The sequence below is a fragment of the Maribacter sp. LLG6340-A2 genome (assembly GCF_045057105.1).
GTDB lineage: Bacteria > Bacteroidota > Bacteroidia > Flavobacteriales > Flavobacteriaceae > Maribacter.
The window spans coordinates 699,009-716,810 of the sequence record NZ_CP159332.1; the positions used below are offsets into that span (position 1 = coordinate 699,009).

A 17,802-nucleotide genomic window follows, 5' to 3' on the forward strand; every position below is an offset into this window, starting at 1 on the left:
AATGAGACCATTACTTTTAATTTTTACTATTACCCTGCTAATTTCATGCAATGAGGTAGAAGAAAACTATAAGAAAGAATTCCCTACCCCTTACGAACTATCCAATGAATTAGAAACGGCTACCTATGATCAAGTTTTGGATTTCTATAAAAAACTTGCCAAAGAGTTCTCTAGCATTAATATGCAAACCATTGGCACTACAGATAGTGGAGAACCCTTACATGTGGTCACCTTTAGCCCAAAAGGAAATTTTAATTTTAAAAAACTTAGTGTTGACCATACGTTAATGCTAATAAACAACGGTATTCACCCAGGTGAAAGTGATGGTATTGATGCTACCATGATATTGTTCAGGGATTTGGCCAGTAAAAAAATTAAGAGTCCTAAACAAACTATAGTTTCTACCATCCCTATCTACAATATTGGTGGGGCTTTAAACAGAAACAGCACTACAAGGGCAAACCAAAATGGACCTAAAGCCTATGGTTTTAGAGGCAATGCAAGGAACTACGACCTGAATAGGGATTTTATTAAAAGTGACACGAAAAATGCCGCAACTTTTGCCGAAATATTACATCTCATTAATCCAGATATTTTCATTGACAATCATGTAAGCAATGGTGCGGATTATCAATACACCCTTACCCATTTGTTTACGCAACATAATAAATTAGGCGGTACATTGGGCAAGTATGTTCATGACCAATTTATGCCTCTTTTAAAGGATTCATTATCACAAAGCAATTGGGATATTACCCCCTATGTAAATGTTTTCAACAAACCTCCAGAAACTGGTTTTCAGCAATTTATGGACCATCCAAGATATTCTACCGGTTATACCACCCTATGGAATTCATTGGGTATGATGGTAGAGACCCATATGCTAAAACCTTATAACAAACGTGTTGCAGGCACTTATGAACTAATGCGTAAAATGATTTCCATAAGTGATATTGAAGGGCCTAAAATTAAAGAGATGCGCACCCTAAGAGCCAAGGAATTAGAAAATGCACACTATTACCCTATTACTTGGCAGGTAGATACTACAAAGTCCAGTACAATTACATTCAAAGGGTTTAAAGCAGATACCATAATCAGTGAGGTTACCGGTTTTTCTAGACTAAAGTATAATAGGGAGGCCCCTATTGAAAACGACATTGAATATAAGGACTTTTTTACCCCAGTAGACTCCGTAAAGATTCCTAAGGCATATGTTATTGGCAAACAATGGTCAACTGTAATTGAAAGGTTAAAAATGAACCACATTCATTACGAAACCGTACAAACAGATACGCTAATGCAAGTAGAATCCTATAAGATAAGCGACTACCAGACCGTAAAGACTCCATATGAAGGCCACTACTTACACTATAACACAGTGGTCACCAAAGAAAATAGAACCCAAAAATTTTATACTGGTGATCTCATTATCCCCGTTGACCAACCGGGCATAAGATATATTATTGAAACATTGGAACCGGCCGCCAAGGACTCTTTCTTCAACTGGAATTTTTTTGATACCATTCTACAACAAAAAGAAGGGTTTTCCCCTTACGTATTTGAAGACACCGCATTACAAATGCTCCAAAATGATTCTGTGCTGAAATCAACATTTGAAAACAAAAGGATAGAAGACCCCAATTTCAAGAAGAATTGGTATGCGCAACTAGATTGGTTGTTTAAGCAAAGTAATCTTTATGAAAAAGCACATATGCAATATCCAGTGTATAGAATTGCTCGCTCCAATTAATCGCCCTCAAACAATATTTTAATATTGGCATAGGAATTCTGCAGTGCTTTTTGAATTTTAATGGGGCCTTTCCACCGTACTTTCACAATTCCTTCTTTTTTCTCCGGTTTTAACTTACCATTATAATCCGTCTTCATGGCATACCAGTGCACCTGTTTTAAGGTATAGATACCACCGTTTTTAAAAATATGGTATGTGGTGCGTAAAAAATTTTCAATCTTTAATCCTTTAACACCGGTTTCTTCCATGACTTCACGTATGGCACAATCTTCAATAGACTCTCCCTTATCCAATTTACCCTTTGGCAAGTCCCATTTATCGTTCCTATAAATAAACAATACCTTGCCTTCTTCATTGGTGACCACCCCGCCAGCAGCTACTACCAAAGGAATTTCCTTTGTGAATTTTTTTAGTATTTCCTCATGGTTGGGGTGATAGATATAAGCCTCCTTTAATTTTTTCTTTTTTAAAGATTTAATTGCTTCCTGAATAGAATCTTGGTTAAGAAGAAAATACTCTCCATTTGCCGTTTCTGACAGTTTATTTGTTAAAATCAAAGGCAATTCATTGACAAAAACTTTATACATTTGCATCATGGTTTTAGACAAAAACACGGCTAAAAAAACAGCAGAGCTTCTGCTGCAAATTAATGCAATAAAATTGAAACCCGAAAATCCTTTTACATGGGCTTCTGGTTGGAATTCTCCCATTTATTGTGACAATAGAATTTTACTGTCATACCCCGCTATAAGAAATTATATAAGGGATGAAATGGCCAAGCAAGTAGAGGAGCTTTACGGAAAGCCAGATTGCATTGTTGGTGTTGCTACAGGTGCTATAGGAATTGGGGCCTTGGTTGCAGATAAGCTTAACTTACCCTTTGTATATGTACGACCACAACCAAAGTCTCATGGAAGGCAAAACCAGATTGAAGGGCATTTAGAGGCCAACCAGTCCGTAGTGGTCATAGAAGACCTAATCAGTACCGGAAAAAGTAGCCTAAATGCTGTTGATGCTTTGCGTGACCAGAAGGCTAACGTTAAAGGTATGCTGGCAATATTCACCTATGGTTTTCAAACTGCATTGGATAACTTTAAAGAAAAGAACACAGCGTTGCACACCTTAAGTAGTTATGAGTATCTTATAGAACAAGCATCTGATACCGGTTATGTAAAAGAGGATCAGTTAAAAACATTAATGGAGTGGAGAAAAGACCCTTCTAAATGGACAAATAAATAAATATGTTTATAGAATCACCTAAGGCAGAAGTTGCTAAAACAAAAGAAGAGACTTATAATTTCTTGAACGACTTGTCTAATTTTAGACAATTAATGCCTGAAAACATTGATAAATTTGAAGTCCTTTCAGAAAACCGGTTTCTTTTCGCATTAAAAGGAATGCCAGAAATTGTGCTGGAAAAAAAAGAGGAAATACCTCATAACAAATTAGTGCTTGGAGCGGCAAGTGATAAACTTCCTTTTACGTTAACTGCAGATATTATGGAGCTATCCACTGAAAAAAGTGAGGTAAGCTTAAGCTTTAACGGTGAGTTTAATGCCATGATGGCCATGATGATTAAGACTCCCATTACCAACTTTATCAAAACACTTTCTACAAATTTGTCCAAAGTTTAGTACTGTAGTTGTACTTCTTTTAAACCAAATTCACGTAAAGTACCATTATCTAGCTCCACTTTGAGCTTACCGCTTTTACTTACACCGGTAATTATCCCGGAAAGCATTTTGTTATTCTTTTCTAAAAATTGGCTGCGCACTCCTTTTTTAAATAATTTGGACTCATATGCCTGGTACAGCTCTTCTTCCATATTCAACATAGGCTTATCTAAATAATGGTGCAGTTGCTCAACCAAAATATTGAATACGTGGTCCAAGTCTTGTTTTTGTCCAATAATATTTACTAGTGAAGATGCATTTGGGGCATAATTAAAGGTTACTTGGTTTATATTTAGCCCAAAACCAATTACACTCCTTTTTATTTTACTGCCAGCCAGCATATTCTCTATCAAAATACCTCCAATTTTAGCATTACCTGACAGAATGTCGTTTGGCCATTTCACACTTAAATTGGGCACCCTCAATACCTCTAAAGCCTTTAAAATGGCTAATGAAACAGAAATACTGAGTACAAACATTTTGTCAACAGGAATAGCTAAATCATTTTTTAATAAACTGATTGCTAGGTTTTTACCTTTTTCAAATTCCCATTTACTATTCAATTGCCCCCTACCTGCAGTTTGATTTTTGGTTACCACGACCGTAAAATCCTTTAAATTGGTATGCACCGCCAAGTCCTTTAAATAGGTATTTGTAGAGGCCGTGGCATCAAGTTTGATTATTTGCATTTGCGGTACATATTGTTATTCTTTAATGTATTGTTAAAAACTAGACCTAAAAGAACAAAAAAATAATAACTTTGTAAAAATTAAAATTTTTGAATGCAGGAAAGAAAAGCTAGCGTAGATGAGTTAATTGCATTAATTATACAAGGAGTTGACGAAGTAAAAGGGCACAATATAAATCTATTGGATTTAAGGGAAATTGAAAACACTGTTTGTGATTACTTCATAATTTGCAACGGTACTTCCAATACACACGTAAACGCGATCGTAGGATCAATCCAAAAAACAGTAAGCAAAGCAATTCAAGATAAGCCTTGGCATGTAGAGGGCGAGGATAATGCCGAGTGGGTATTAATGGACTATGTAAATGTAGTAGTGCATATATTTCAAAAACAAGCTCGTGAATATTACGATATAGAAGGCCTATGGGGTGACGCAAAGTTCACCGTCATAGATAGCAGCGTTAATCAATAAAAAATTAAAATGGCAAAAGAAAACAAAACAAATCCTAAAAAACCAAAATTCAGCTCTTGGTGGATTTATGGATTGGTAGCAGTATTACTTATAGGCTTTCAATTATTTAGTAGCGATGATTTGGCTAGTACCAACAAGACTACTACTTCAGAACTTCAAGAATACTTACGAAATGGTGATGTCAAGAAAATTCTGATCATTACCAATACCAATCAAGCAAAGGTATTCTTGACCGATGAAGCAATTGCAAAGGATGTTCATAAGGATGTTAACGAAAAATCATTTTTACCTACATCTGACAATGTTCCGCAATACACATTGGATTATGGTGATCTTCAAATATTTCAAAATGAGATTACTGATATCAAAAAAGAAAATAATCTAGATACTATAATAGAGTTTGGCAAGGAATCTACGGCCATTATAGACTTCTTACTTTCCTTACTGCCATTTGTTCTTATCATTGGTATTTGGATATACTTAATGAGAAGAATGTCCGGCGGCGGCGGCGGAGGCGCTGGAGGTCAAATTTTTAATATAGGAAAATCAAAGGCAAAATTATTTGACGAAAAAACAGATACCAGAACATCATTTAAGGATGTAGCCGGTCTGGAAGGTGCAAAGGAAGAAGTTGAGGAAATTGTAGAGTTTTTACGAAATCCTGATAAATACACCTCTTTAGGTGGTAAAATTCCTAAAGGTGCCTTATTGGTAGGCCCTCCAGGAACAGGTAAAACGTTATTGGCAAAAGCCGTTGCAGGAGAAGCCAAAGTACCTTTCTTCTCCCTATCCGGTTCAGATTTTGTAGAAATGTTCGTAGGTGTTGGTGCTTCAAGGGTACGTGACCTATTTAAACAGGCTAAGGACAAATCGCCCGCAATTATATTTATTGATGAGATTGATGCCATTGGTAGAGCTAGAGGTAAAAATAATTTTACAGGTTCCAATGATGAACGTGAGAATACCCTGAACCAATTATTGACAGAAATGGATGGTTTTGGTACTAATACCAATGTTATAGTATTAGCAGCAACCAACCGTGCAGATGTATTGGACAAAGCGCTTATGCGTGCCGGTAGATTTGACCGTCAAATATATGTTGACTTACCGGACATTCGTGAACGTAAGGAGATTTTTGAGGTTCACCTAAGACCTATTAAAACGTTAGAGACCTTGGATTTGGACTTCTTGGCCAGACAAACTCCTGGATTTTCAGGTGCGGATATTGCCAATGTTTGTAACGAAGCGGCATTAATAGCAGCAAGAAACGAGAAAAAGGCCGTAGATAAGCAAGATTTCCTAGATGCGGTAGATAGGATTGTTGGTGGTCTTGAAAAGAAAAATAAGATAATTACGCCTGGCGAAAAAGAAACCATAGCATATCATGAAGCTGGTCATGCCACTACTAGTTGGATGCTAGAACACGCCGCGCCACTAGTAAAGGTTACCATTGTACCTAGAGGACAATCATTGGGTGCCGCATGGTATTTACCAGAAGAGCGCTTAATTGTTAGGCCAGAACAAATGCTTGATGAAATGTGTGCCACTATGGGTGGTAGAGCTGCAGAAAAGGTTATTTTCAACAAGATTTCCACAGGTGCTTTGAGTGATTTGGAAAAGGTAACAAAGCAGGCCAGGGCCATGGTCACCATTTACGGACTTAATGAAGAACTTGGTAACATCACTTATTACGACTCATCTGGTCAAGATTCTTACGGATTCTCAAAACCTTACAGTGAGGATACGGCAAGAAAAATAGATGATGAAATATCAAAGATCATAGAACAACAATACCAAAGAGCTATAAAAGTCTTAACTGAAAATAAGGATAAACTTACCACTTTGGCGGAAAGATTGTTAGAGAAAGAAGTTATCTTTAAGGAGGATTTGGAAAAGATTTTCGGAAAAAGAAACTTTGAAAAAGATATTCTGGCTTTGGATAACGAAAAAAAATTGAACGAAGAAAAAGATTCTACGGAAATAGAAGATCAGGAAATTACCGAGAATAATTAATATTGTATTAATTTAACCGGCAATTGTTATAACAGAATAAATGGGGATTTTAGATATGTTATTTGGTGGGGGTAAAAAGAAAGTTTCTAAAGAAACTGCAGAAACCCGTGGTGACCATATGCCAGACCTAAATATTCCCGTTGATGAAAAATTTACCATACATTTTAAGAAAAATGGTGGTAAATTTATTTACTGTATCAATGATGCCGAGATTTCCAATGCCATACAGAATATTGTTATTGAGAACAATTGGGAAAGTGAACCATTTTATATTCTAAATAAAAGGCTTGCTGAAAAATTTTCGAAGGAATCTTTAACCTATACAGATAACCCAAGGGATAGCGAAGTGTTCTTTACCACATGCGAGCACCTAATAGCCCAAAATGGGAGTATTTTAGTTTGCTCTAACCAATTATTGGAGAAAAAGGTCAATGAACTACCTAGCAATGTCGTGGTATTCGCAACAACCAGTCAATTAGTAGAATCTATAGGTGAAGGTCTTAAAACCATCAAAAAGAAATACGGACAAAAAATACCTGCAAATATTACTACCTTAAAACACTTTAAGGCTACCGCAGAAAATTCAGATGATTTTCTAACTTATGGTAGTAGCACTAAAAATCTTTATCTTTTACTACTGGAAGATTTATAGTATGAGGGAAATTTTACGAAGGTCATTAACAGGGGCGGTATATATCATCCTTTTGCTATCTGCAGTATTTCTTAGTTCAGATGCCTTTGATTTCTTGTTCATGACTTTTGGCCTGGCTTGTCTTTACGAATACAAAAAACTGGTAGGATTAAAAGGCTACCATATCTTTGCGGCATATTTAGCGCTTTGGTGGGCGTTTATTTACTTAGTAAAAGACCAACAGATAATCAATGTTTTAATGGTTGTTACCATTGCGGTAGATATCTATTTGATCTATAATTTATTTTCAAGGAAAGAAATTAAATATACCAAGTTCTTAAAATTTATTATAGGATTGTTCTATATAGGTGGAGGTTGTATTTTTTTAACCATGATTCCTTACAAGAATGATGCCTTTGCCAAATTATTGATCATGGGAATTTTTATATTAATTTGGGTAAATGATTCTTTTGCCTACCTAGTAGGTAAAAGTATTGGGAGAACTAAATTGTTTCCTTCAGTTTCACCTAAAAAAACGGTTGAAGGCACATTGGGTGGTTTAATTTTTGCTCTAGGTGCAGCCTATTTGATCGCTACGCAAGAACAATTAATAAGTCCCATTCAATGGATGATAATGGCAACCGTAATTGTTGTGGCCGGTAGTATAGGGGATTTAATTGAGTCCAAATTTAAAAGAGCGGCAGGAGTCAAGGACAGCGGTGCAATTTTACCAGGTCATGGCGGTATGCTTGACCGTTTGGATAGTTTAGTTTTTGCAGCACCTTTTGCGTATTTAACGTTAAATATTTTTAGTTATGTTTCATAGAGAGGGACAAAAAATAATATTGTTTTCTTTTTGCTTGGTAGGAATTAGTGTCATTTTAGCCCACTACTTCATAGATATTTCATGGTTAAAACTTACGGTTCAATTACTAGGGTTGGTAGTCATGGTTGCTATACTACAGTTTTTTAGAAACCCTAAAAGGTTGGCGGTTAAAAATTTTGACGAAATTCTTTCCCCGGTAGACGGTAAGGTCGTGGTTATTGAAGAAGTGTTTGAAAAAGAATATTTTAAGGAAAAAAGAAGGCAGGTATCCATTTTTATGTCACCTACCAATGTACACGTAACCCGCTACCCAGCAAGTGGTACCATTTCATTTTCCAAATATCACCCTGGTAAATATCTTGTGGCCTGGCACCCAAAAGCTAGTGAAGAAAACGAAAGGACGACCGTAGTAATAAAAACACCCAAATTTGGAGAAATCCTATACCGCCAAATTGCCGGTGCCATGGCAAGACGCATAGTAAATTACGCCGAAAAAGGAGAAAGTGTACAACAGGGAGATGACTCCGGTTTTATAAAATTTGGTTCTAGGGTAGACTTGTTCTTACCTTTAGATAGTCAAATAAATGTAAAATTGAATCAAAAAGTAAAAGGAGCGCAAACTTGTATTGCCACTTTTGTTGATCCAAATGAAAAAGAAGAAATCACAAATTGAATTTGAAGAGGCCGTAGCCTATGTTAATAGTTTTACAGAGCCTATTCCTGCCGATGTTCTTCTAAAACTATACGCATACTATAAAATTGCCAATTCTAATTACGACAATCCCGGTAGTAAAACTCCTTTAATAAATGCTTTCAAAGCCAATGCCTTGTTTCAAGCCAAAAACATGAACAAGAAACAAGCAATGAAATCTTATGTTGCCCTTGTAGAGAAAGAATTAAAATAAGTACATACAGATAAATTATTCACGCAATATAAATCCTTGCCCATGAATATTATCAATACTAATTGTTTCATCCTTTTCTAAGTATTTTCTTAAGCGAGTTATAAATACATTTAAGCTTTTCTTGTTGAAGTAGTCATTTGCCCCCCATAGTTTTATTAAAATATCCTTATGACTGCACAACTTATTTTTTCTCAATACCAAATAATGTAAAAGCTCACTTTCTTTGGTAGTCAAATGAAATTGCTCATCTTCATATGCCAATTCTTGATTAACGACATTAAAGGTATAACTCCCAATTTTAAAATCCGTAGTACCCTCCATGGCATTTGACTGAACCTTGATCCTTGCCAATAAATTTTCTATTCTAATGACCAGCTCTTCTTCATCAATAGGTTTTTTTAAATAATCTACAGCCCCTAAATAAAAACCTTTAAGCACATCTACCTTTAAGGAACGTGCCGTTAAAAAAAGAAAGGGTAGCTCTGGAAATTGTTCTTTTAATTGTTCTGCTAGTGTAAAACCATCCATATCTGGCATTGTAATATCCAATATAGCCAAATCGTATTTTGTTGTTTTTAGGTTTTTAAGAGCACTTTCTCCGTCAGTAAACCAGCTAACTTCAAAATTTTTCATCCTAAGGTATTCCGATAACAAATACCCTAAATCCGTACTGTCCTCTACTAAAATTATTTTATGTTTATCATCATTCATTACACAACGGTATTAGAAGAGTTACCTTGGTTCCTTTACCTACCACACTTTCCATTACAACTTTTCCTTTATGTTTTTCCACAACTTTCTTTACATAACTTAACCCCAAACCGTACCCTTTTATCACAGAACTCTCCTTACCGGTAACCCTATAATATTTTAAGAAAATTTTCTTTTGGTCATTTATAGGTATTCCCCTGCCATTATCTAACACCTCAATGACCAAAGCGTTATTTTTTACAGAGGCATTAAGCTGAATAACCGGGTGGTCTGCATATTTTTTTGCATTATCCAATATATTATTTATTGCGTTTTCTAAATGGAATACCTCTGTATTTACTACAAATTTCCCATCTTGAATACGGTAGTGAAAGGTTGCTTTTTCAATGGTAACCAATGTGCTAAATTCCTTGCATAAATTGATTAAATATGGTCTAAAATCTACTTTTTCTAGCTTTAAAACCTTTTTTTCAGCCTCTAAACTACCCAATTCCAACACCTTATCAATATGCACCGATAACCGTTTTACCTGCTGTCTAATCATCCCCAATACCGGTTTTTGATTTTCTTCTGCAGTCTCATCTAAAATTTTAGTTGCCAGACCAATTGAAAAAACGGGGGTTTTTAATTCGTGGGTTAAATTATTGATAAATTCATTAGTGGTAGTTATTACACGCCGCTGCCAGTAAAATGTCCTTAGCACCCAAACTACCGCAATGCAAATTCCCAGAATAAAAAGAAAACTGGGCAATGTATAACTGTTTAGTTTGGATAAAAAATACGTGTTCAAATTTTTAAAGTGCAGCTCCAGTACCAACCTTTTTCCTAAAAGTTGAGACAAATATCCGTTAAGTTCTATGGGATAAGACTCTACATTGTACTTAGCATTAAATTTTTTAGGTGATTGCAGGTAAAACGCCGAATCCTTAGTGTGGAGAGTATAACTAAAATCTGTATCAATCCCATTATTTACCAACTTCTCGGTGATATAGTCATTTAAATAATAACTTGATGCATCTTGTATACTATCTACACTCAACGTAAAATAAGATGCATCCCTTTTTAACGCGCTGCCCAATAAAAAGGTTAACTGGTTTTTGGACTGTAAACCATAGGCAATATCACCACTTACCTTTCCTAAATTAGAATTGAACTGAAGCTTTGCAAGGTTAAGTCCTATTTTTAAATATTGATATTGTACAAATGCCAATCCCAACAGCGAAATAAACAAAAGGGCTATATACAGGTTTCTCTTTTTAAACATATTCATTAAAGAAACTCAATTTGTTTTTAATATTAAACAAACTTAATCTTTCATTAAGTCCATTAACTTTTCATTAATCTTAATTGCAAATCAATTAATCTCAAAGTTAGTTTATAGAATTAGTTTTGTAGAGAGTTAAATAATTAAACTTAAGATATTTAAGTTCTTTCAAATAAAATCATGGTCATCTCTATTAATTAAGGAGTTGGCCATTTTTTTAAACCAACCAAACCAATTACATGATGAACAATAAACTACTCCTATTATTAGCTGCTTTTGTTTTACTTGGATTTAAAGTCAGCTCACAAGGCTGTGTAGCAATTCGCCATTTTTCCTCCTGTGTAGGAAATAGCCTTGAGAACAATGTATTAAACCAAGGAGACCTTCAATTAGGATTAAACTATCGTTACTTCAAATCTTTTAGACATTTTAGAGGAACCGAAGAGGAGCCCGATCGCATAACGAACAATACGGAAGTGGTCAATTATTCCCATAGTACGGATTTCTTTTTGACCTATGGTATAAGTCAAAGAGTTTATGCGAGTATTACCGTACCTACGGTTTTTAATTCGCGTTCATCATTATACGAACATGGGCGCAATGAAAGAAACACCACTTTCTCCAGAGGACTGGGAGATATTCGTTTTGGAGTTGGATTTTGGTTATTAGACCTTGAGAAAAATCAAAATGGAAATATGGCTCTTGGCCTTGGTGTAAAATTACCAACGGGAAATTACAATGCTATTGACATATTTTACAATGTTGGTCCAAACGGGGAACCGCAAACAAGACCCGTAGACCAGTCCATACAACCTGGTGATGGCGGCTTTGGATTTACATTAGATTTTCAGGCATATCAAAAAATAGCAAATAGCCTATTTGGATATGCCAGTGGTTATTACCTTATAAACCCTAGAGAAACTAATGGTATACGAACATTTAGAGAAACCTTAAACCCATTACTCGAGAATGAAGCGATCATGGCGGTGCCGGATCAATATTCCTTAAGAACAGGTTTTAGCTATACTGTTTCGCCCACCTTATCAACTTCGCTAGGCGCACGTTTTGACTGTATTCCGGTTAAGGATTTTATTGGTGGTAATGACGGTTTTAGAAGACCCGGAAATATCTTATCCATAGACCCGGGGATTGCGCTAAACAAAAGCAATTTTTCATTTAATCTAAATGTACCTTTTGCCATTAGAAGAGAACGCCCTCAAAGTATTACGGATTTAGCAACTGAAGAAGCTACCGGTACACCACGTCATGGAGATGCTGCTTTCTCTGATTATGTCATTAATTTTGGCATTACTTACCGCATGAACAACTCCAAAGTAAAAATAGCTCCAGAACTACAGGAAGAGTTTAAAAATTAAAGTTGCCATTAGATGCAGGTCAGAGAAAAGTCACCATATAAAATCATCAGTTTTGCAGTGGGTATTGTTTATTTTGTTTTTGGTGCTTTAAAGTTTTTTCCAAGCTTTAGCCCTGCGGAAGACTTGGCTTCAACTACCATTCAAATGCTAACATTTCACTTATTACCATCTCACTTAGGGTTGATTCTTTTAGCGGTATTAGAAACTTTTATTGGACTCTCATTACTATTAAACACAAGAAATAAATTTATCTTATACCTAGCTATTGCTCATATAGTAATGACATTTTCTCCAATTTTTTTAATACCGGAAGAAATTTTCGGTAAAAATGAATTTAATATCACGTTGGTAGGTCAATATATTTTTAAGAATATTATCATTCTAGCGGCTTTGTTTGGGCTAAAGCAAGAATCTGAACTTATCCACAGGAAGGCTAATAGAAAAAAAGGTATAAAAATAATTTATAAATTAAAATATTGAAGTTATCATCACATAAGGCTATTCATATAAATCCTCTAAATCGGCATCGCATAAAGAACAAAAGAGCTCGTCTAATTTTGTGCATACATCATTAAAAAAACGTTCGCCTTTTTCAGAGGTAGCATACTCCGGATTTCCAATTCCTGTATCGCTACTAACTTTAGACCATTGTCTTTCTGCCCATGCCCAGCCCTCATTATAAGCTTTGACCTTGAACTTTTTGGCACTGCCACTACCCCATTTTTCTTTTGGCAATACCAAATCTGGCCTTAGATAAAGCATTAAGCTTGTTTCCATTTCATCAGCATGATCTCCTTTTTCCTTAAAATATTCAGTTTTATCTAGCATGGGAGGAAAAAAGCAAAAGCTAATGAACATGTTTGGAAACATTAAACCCAATTCCCTGACCAAGGGTTTAAAATTATTTCCACCATGACCGTTAAACAACAAGAGCTTTTTTATGCCTTGTCTATCTAAAACAGTAACCAAATCTTTTAATATAGCCAATTGCGTAGACGGATTCAGGTTCATATCCAAATAGATATCTTTTTGTCCCGTGTTTACACCATAAGGTATTGTTGGCAGAACAATGACCTTTTTTCCTTTCTCCCAAGACATACTAGCTGCAGTGACAACCATATGTTCTGCTTGATAATTATCCGTACCATAAGGCAGATGAAAGTTATGAGCCTCGGTAGCACCCCATGGTAAAATGGCTAAATCAAATTGTTCATCCTTTAAATGCTCCCAATTGGTTTCCGCTAATACATATGGTCTTATCATAGTTTTAAAGATAACATTAAAGCATAAAAAACCCTTGCCATTGACAAGGGTTCCTATATATTTTTGTAAAAAGAATTGTAAATAGTTACTCTACAAGACCTTTTTACCTGATATAATATTATAAAGGATTACAATAACTGCAATTACCAATAATATATGTACTAAGCTACCAGTTGCAAGGCCAGGAACAATTCCTAACATTCCCAATAACCATATAATTATACATATCACTGCTACTAACCATAATAAACTTCTCATAATGTGTGTTTTTAGATTGTTATAGGTCAAAAATAGATTTTATGTTAAAAACACCTTAACTCAAATAGAAGCATTACTGACTCTAAATTTTAAAATTCAGTCTATTTTACAAACTGAATACATTCACAACCAATACCTTACATTAGCTTTTCCTTGAAAAACTCAATAGTTCTTGACCATGCCAACTCCGCGGCTTCTTCATCATACCTTGGTGTTGATGTATTATGAAAACCATGATTTACATCTGGATAGAAATATGCAGTATGCTCTTTACCTAATTCATTTAATCTTTTTTCATATTCTGGCCATCCGGCGTTTACACGCTCATCTAAACCTGCATATTGTAATAATAAAGGCGCGTTTATTCGCTCTATATCTTCTTTGGGCTGACCACCATAAAACGGAACGGCAGCTGCCAAATCCGGTACTTTAACCGCCATCATGTTAGAAATCCATCCACCAAAACAAAAACCTACAACACCTATTTTTCCATTACAATCCTCATGATTCTTTAAATAATCAAACGCAGCAATAAAATCCTCAAGCATTTCATTTCTATCTCTTTTGCGTTGCATCTCCCTACCTTCATCATCATTACCAGGATAACCGCCTAAAGGACTCAAGGCATCAGGGGCAATGGTGATAAAGCCCGCTAAAGCAGCTCTTCTTGCCGTATCTTCTATATACGGATTCAACCCTCTATTCTCATGCACTACCACTATACCCGGTAATTTTTCTTTAGCAGATTTTGGCTTTGAAAGCAGCGCCTTGATCTCGCCACCTCCTTTAGGTGAATTATAGGTAATAAATTCAGAGTCTAGATCCGGATTATTTTTATCAATCAACCAAGTTGTTTCATAATCCGGCATAAGAAAACTCATTAATGAAGGCACAGTTATACCACCTACGGCATACATTGACAACTTTTGAACAAAGTCTCGGCGTTCTAGTTTATTATGCGCATAGGCATCGTATAGGTCAAATACTTCTTGTTTAATATCTTCTTTTCGTAGTGGTTTCATTTTCGCAGCTTTTTTGGTTCTATTTAAAAATACAAAAACCAAATGAACACCCACGTACATTTAACAACAGAAAAACCTCATTTCTAATGATATAGAAATGAGGCCTACTTAAATTATCAACTAAAATTTTAGCTTAAACTAGCTAAACTTTTCTCTAATGTTTCAATTTTAGCTTCAGCATCGGCTAATTTTTGACGCTCAATCGCTATAACCTTTTCCGGAGCATTATTCACAAAGCGCTCATTGGAAAGTTTCTTCTGAACAGATTGTAAAAATCCTTTGGTATAGGTCAACTCTTCGTTGATCTTAACGATTTCCGCTTCAATATCGATAGCGCCTTCCATGGGCACAAAATACTCATTACTCTTAACACGAAACGTTAACGCACCTTCTAACTGTTCTTTTACGTAACTAATGTCAGATACATTGGTCAATTTAGATATGACCACATCAAAACGGTTACTTACCTTTTCAGTATTTAAAACGGATAACTCCAATGCTTCTTTCATTGGAATATTCTTGTTTTTTCTAATGGTTCTTACCCCTGCAATAACCTCGGCCGCAAAGTCGAAATCTTCTAATAATTGCTCATCAATTTTACCTACTGTTGGCCATTTTGCAACTACCAGAGCTTCGCTCTCGCTTCTTTTGGAAATATGTTGCCAAACCTCTTCGGTCAAGAAAGGCATAAAAGGGTGCAATAATTTCAAGTTCTGTTCAAACAACCCAATCACTTGATCAAAAGTTGTTTTGTCAATTGGCTGTTGGTAGGCAGGCTTAATAATCTCCAATAAAGAAGAACTATAATCGTCCCAAACCAATTTATAAATTGACATTAAAGCATCTGAAATACGGAACTTGCTAAAATGATCTTCAATTTCTACCAAGGTTTTGTTCAGTTTAGACTCGTACCATGCCAAAGCAAGCTTAGAAGCTTCAGGCTGCGGAATATCTGCAACTTCCCATCCTTTTAGCAATCGGAATCCGTTCCAAATTTTATTGGCAAAGTTTTTTCCTTGCTGACATAAATCTTCATCGAACATAAGATCGTTACCAGCGGCAGAACTTAACAATAAGCCTACACGAACGCCATCGGCTCCATAATCTTCTATCAGTTTCAATGCATCTGGAGAATTACCTAAAGATTTTGACATCTTTCTACGCTGCTTATCTCTAACCAAACCGGTGAAATAAACATTCTCAAAAGGTTTTTTTCCTCTAAACTCATACCCGGCAACTATCATTCTTGCTACCCAAAAGAATAAAATATCCGGACCGGTAACCAAATCATTTGTTGGGTAATAATAATTTACCTCTTCATTATCTGGATCCATAATACCACCAAATACACTCATTGGCCATAACCATGATGAAAACCAAGTATCGAGCACATCGGCATCTTGCCTTAAATCACTTATCTGTAAACCAGCATTGCCAGATTTCTCTTTGGCAAGTTCCAAGGCATCTTCTACATTGGCTGCCACAACAAAATCTTCTTGTCCGTCACCAAAATAGAATGCCGGTATTTGCTGTCCCCACCACAGTTGCCTAGAGATGTTCCAATCGCGAACGTTCTCCATCCAGTGACGGTAGGTATTTTCAAATTTCTTCGGATGAAGTTTTACATCACCGCTTTCCAATACAGCTTCTAGAGCAGGTTTTGCCAAATCTTCCATTTTAAGAAACCACTGATCAGATAATTTAGGTTCAATAACAGCTTTGGTTCTTTCAGATGTACCCACTTTATTAATATGGGTTTCCGTTTTTACCAGAAAGCCTTTTTCTTCTAGCTCTTTTGAGATTTCTTTTCTTACCACAAAACGATCCTTACCCTCGTAATGCATACCAAAACTGTTTAGGGTAGCATTGTCATTAAAGATATCTATGGTTTCAAGGTTATGTTTTTCGCCTAGGGCTTTGTCATTTATGTCATGCGCAGGTGTTACTTTTAAACAACCTGTACCAAATTCCATATCAACGTATTCGTCTTCTATGATAGGTATTACCCTATTACAAATTGGCACAATGACCTTTTTGCCTTTTAAATGGGTAAATCGCTCATCGTTAGGGTTAATACAAATAGCGGTATCTCCCAAAATTGTCTCCGGTCTTGTGGTTGCGATCGTCACCTTCTCGTCTGAACCTTCAATAGCATATGACAAATAGTATAACAGCCCTTGCTTTTCTTCATAAACCACCTCTTCATCAGACAAGGTTGTCTGTGCCTCTGGATCCCAATTTACCATACGATATCCACGGTAAATTAAACCTTTGTTATAAAGGTCTATAAATACTTTGATGACGCTATCATACCGTTCTTTGTCCATAGTGAACGCAGTACGGTCCCAATCACAGGAACAGCCCAGTTTCTTTAACTGTTCTAAAATTATTCCGCCATATTCATTTGTCCAATCCCAAGCATGTTTTAAAAACTCATCTCTTGTAAGTTCATTTTTATTGATGCCCTGCTCTTTTAATTTGGCTACGACCTTAGCTTCGGTGGCAATTGACGCATGATCGGTACCAGGTACCCAACAGGCATTTTTACCTAATAAACGGGCTCTTCTGATCAATACATCTTGTATGGTATTGTTCAACATATGGCCCATATGCAATATACCGGTTACATTTGGTGGCGGTATTACTATACTATACGGCTCCCTTTCATCGGGAACTGAATGAAAATATCCGTTTTTCATCCAATACTCATACCAATGAGATTCCGTGGACTCCGGATTATATTTTGAAGGAATTTCCATAATTGGAACAGTTTTTGAATAATAGTTAAGTGGGTTATTTAAAAATAAAGCCGAATTGACATTCTAACGGTCATTTCAGCTGAATTTTCCCTAATAATAAATACGAAACAAAAATAAGTAACGTTAGAGTATAACAAAAGGATTTTGAGGTTGATCTGAAAAGATTTAATTTTGAAATCCACCCAAAATTA

General features: G+C 35.7%; 19 protein-coding genes. 11 read left to right on the forward strand and 8 right to left on the reverse strand.

Going from position 1 to position 17,802, the window contains the following annotated elements:
- Position 1: 1 nt before the first annotated feature.
- Positions 2-1,750, forward strand: a complete 1,749-nt coding sequence (locus ABVM52_RS02845; RefSeq protein WP_405383512.1) for a M14 family metallopeptidase — start codon at positions 2-4, stop codon at positions 1,748-1,750.
- Here the strand turns inward: ABVM52_RS02845 and ABVM52_RS02850 are convergent.
- On the reverse strand, positions 1,747-2,337 hold the full coding sequence (locus ABVM52_RS02850; RefSeq protein ID WP_405383514.1) for an NUDIX hydrolase: 591 nt from the start codon (positions 2,335-2,337) through the stop codon (positions 1,747-1,749). The genes ABVM52_RS02845 and ABVM52_RS02850 overlap by 4 nt on opposite strands.
- A gap of 7 nt (positions 2,338-2,344) precedes the next feature.
- On the opposite strand from ABVM52_RS02850, the gene pyrE reads away from it, so the two are divergent.
- Both pyrE and ABVM52_RS02860 read left to right on the forward strand, forming a co-directional pair.
- Positions 2,345-2,989 (forward strand): orotate phosphoribosyltransferase, encoded by a 645-nt coding sequence (gene pyrE, locus ABVM52_RS02855; RefSeq protein WP_405383516.1) that lies wholly within the window; start codon positions 2,345-2,347, stop codon positions 2,987-2,989.
- Between the two features lie 2 nt (positions 2,990-2,991).
- Positions 2,992-3,384, forward strand: coding sequence for an SRPBCC family protein (locus ABVM52_RS02860; protein ID WP_405383518.1), 393 nt, complete (start codon positions 2,992-2,994; stop codon positions 3,382-3,384).
- On the opposite strand, the gene ABVM52_RS02865 is transcribed toward ABVM52_RS02860, so the two are convergent.
- A complete protein-coding gene (locus tag ABVM52_RS02865; protein ID WP_405383520.1) occupies positions 3,381-4,112 on the reverse strand; it encodes a biotin--[acetyl-CoA-carboxylase] ligase in 732 nt (243 codons plus the stop codon). The two genes, ABVM52_RS02860 and ABVM52_RS02865, sit on opposite strands and share 4 nt — an antisense overlap.
- A gap of 93 nt (positions 4,113-4,205) precedes the next feature.
- On the opposite strand from ABVM52_RS02865, the gene rsfS reads away from it, so the two are divergent.
- The 6 genes from rsfS to ABVM52_RS02895 are packed head-to-tail and all read left to right on the forward strand — an operon-like array spanning position 4,206 to position 8,958.
- The gene (gene rsfS, locus ABVM52_RS02870) at positions 4,206-4,583 is read left to right on the forward strand and encodes a ribosome silencing factor (RefSeq protein WP_405383522.1); all 378 of its coding nucleotides are present in this window, start codon (positions 4,206-4,208) and stop codon (positions 4,581-4,583) included.
- A gap of 9 nt (positions 4,584-4,592) precedes the next feature.
- Positions 4,593-6,596: an ATP-dependent zinc metalloprotease FtsH gene (ftsH, locus tag ABVM52_RS02875; RefSeq protein ID WP_405383524.1), complete on the forward strand. Its 2,004-nt coding sequence runs from the start codon at positions 4,593-4,595 to the stop codon at positions 6,594-6,596.
- 40 nt (positions 6,597-6,636) lie between these two features.
- Positions 6,637-7,248, forward strand: coding sequence for an LUD domain-containing protein (locus tag ABVM52_RS02880; RefSeq protein ID WP_405383526.1), 612 nt, complete (start codon positions 6,637-6,639; stop codon positions 7,246-7,248).
- Position 7,249: 1 nt separating this feature from the next.
- Positions 7,250-8,053 carry a phosphatidate cytidylyltransferase gene (locus ABVM52_RS02885; protein WP_405383528.1) on the forward strand — a complete coding sequence of 268 codons (804 nt, stop codon included), beginning with the start codon at positions 7,250-7,252 and terminating at the stop codon, positions 8,051-8,053.
- On the forward strand, positions 8,043-8,726 hold the full coding sequence (locus ABVM52_RS02890; RefSeq protein ID WP_405383530.1) for a phosphatidylserine decarboxylase family protein: 684 nt from the start codon (positions 8,043-8,045) through the stop codon (positions 8,724-8,726). The genes ABVM52_RS02885 and ABVM52_RS02890 overlap by 11 nt, the downstream gene beginning before the upstream one ends.
- Positions 8,701-8,958, forward strand: a complete 258-nt coding sequence (locus ABVM52_RS02895) for an acyl-CoA-binding protein (protein ID WP_405383532.1) — start codon at positions 8,701-8,703, stop codon at positions 8,956-8,958. Before ABVM52_RS02890 ends, ABVM52_RS02895 begins: the two co-directional genes overlap by 26 nt.
- 15 nt (positions 8,959-8,973) lie before the next feature.
- On the opposite strand, the gene ABVM52_RS02900 is transcribed toward ABVM52_RS02895, so the two are convergent.
- Positions 8,974-9,669: a response regulator transcription factor gene (locus ABVM52_RS02900; protein WP_405383534.1), complete on the reverse strand. Its 696-nt coding sequence runs from the start codon at positions 9,667-9,669 to the stop codon at positions 8,974-8,976.
- Positions 9,662-10,939, reverse strand: coding sequence for a sensor histidine kinase (locus tag ABVM52_RS02905; RefSeq protein ID WP_405383536.1), 1,278 nt, complete (start codon positions 10,937-10,939; stop codon positions 9,662-9,664). Before ABVM52_RS02905 ends, ABVM52_RS02900 begins: the two co-directional genes overlap by 8 nt.
- A gap of 233 nt (positions 10,940-11,172) precedes the next feature.
- Here ABVM52_RS02905 and ABVM52_RS02910 point away from each other — a divergent pair, with 233 nt between their 5' ends.
- Positions 11,173-12,309, forward strand: a complete 1,137-nt coding sequence (locus ABVM52_RS02910; RefSeq protein WP_405383538.1) for a hypothetical protein — start codon at positions 11,173-11,175, stop codon at positions 12,307-12,309.
- 12 nt (positions 12,310-12,321) lie between these two features.
- Positions 12,322-12,789 carry a doxx family protein gene (locus ABVM52_RS02915; protein ID WP_405383540.1) on the forward strand — a complete coding sequence of 156 codons (468 nt, stop codon included), beginning with the start codon at positions 12,322-12,324 and terminating at the stop codon, positions 12,787-12,789.
- An 18-nt stretch (positions 12,790-12,807) separates the two neighbouring features.
- Here the strand turns inward: ABVM52_RS02915 and ABVM52_RS02920 are convergent, their stop codons facing one another.
- The 4 genes from ABVM52_RS02920 to ABVM52_RS02935 form a co-directional block, all read right to left on the reverse strand.
- Complete coding sequence (locus tag ABVM52_RS02920; RefSeq protein WP_405383542.1) at positions 12,808-13,572, reverse strand: creatininase family protein; 765 nt, start codon at positions 13,570-13,572, stop codon at positions 12,808-12,810.
- Positions 13,573-13,662: 90 nt separating this feature from the next.
- Positions 13,663-13,830: a lmo0937 family membrane protein gene (locus ABVM52_RS02925; RefSeq protein ID WP_027067903.1), complete on the reverse strand. Its 168-nt coding sequence runs from the start codon at positions 13,828-13,830 to the stop codon at positions 13,663-13,665.
- Between the two features lie 137 nt (positions 13,831-13,967).
- On the reverse strand, positions 13,968-14,852 hold the full coding sequence (locus ABVM52_RS02930) for a dienelactone hydrolase family protein (RefSeq protein ID WP_405383544.1): 885 nt from the start codon (positions 14,850-14,852) through the stop codon (positions 13,968-13,970).
- A 128-nt stretch (positions 14,853-14,980) separates the two neighbouring features.
- Complete coding sequence (locus tag ABVM52_RS02935) at positions 14,981-17,611, reverse strand: valine--tRNA ligase (RefSeq protein WP_405383546.1); 2,631 nt, start codon at positions 17,609-17,611, stop codon at positions 14,981-14,983.
- Positions 17,612-17,802 lie beyond the last annotated feature (191 nt).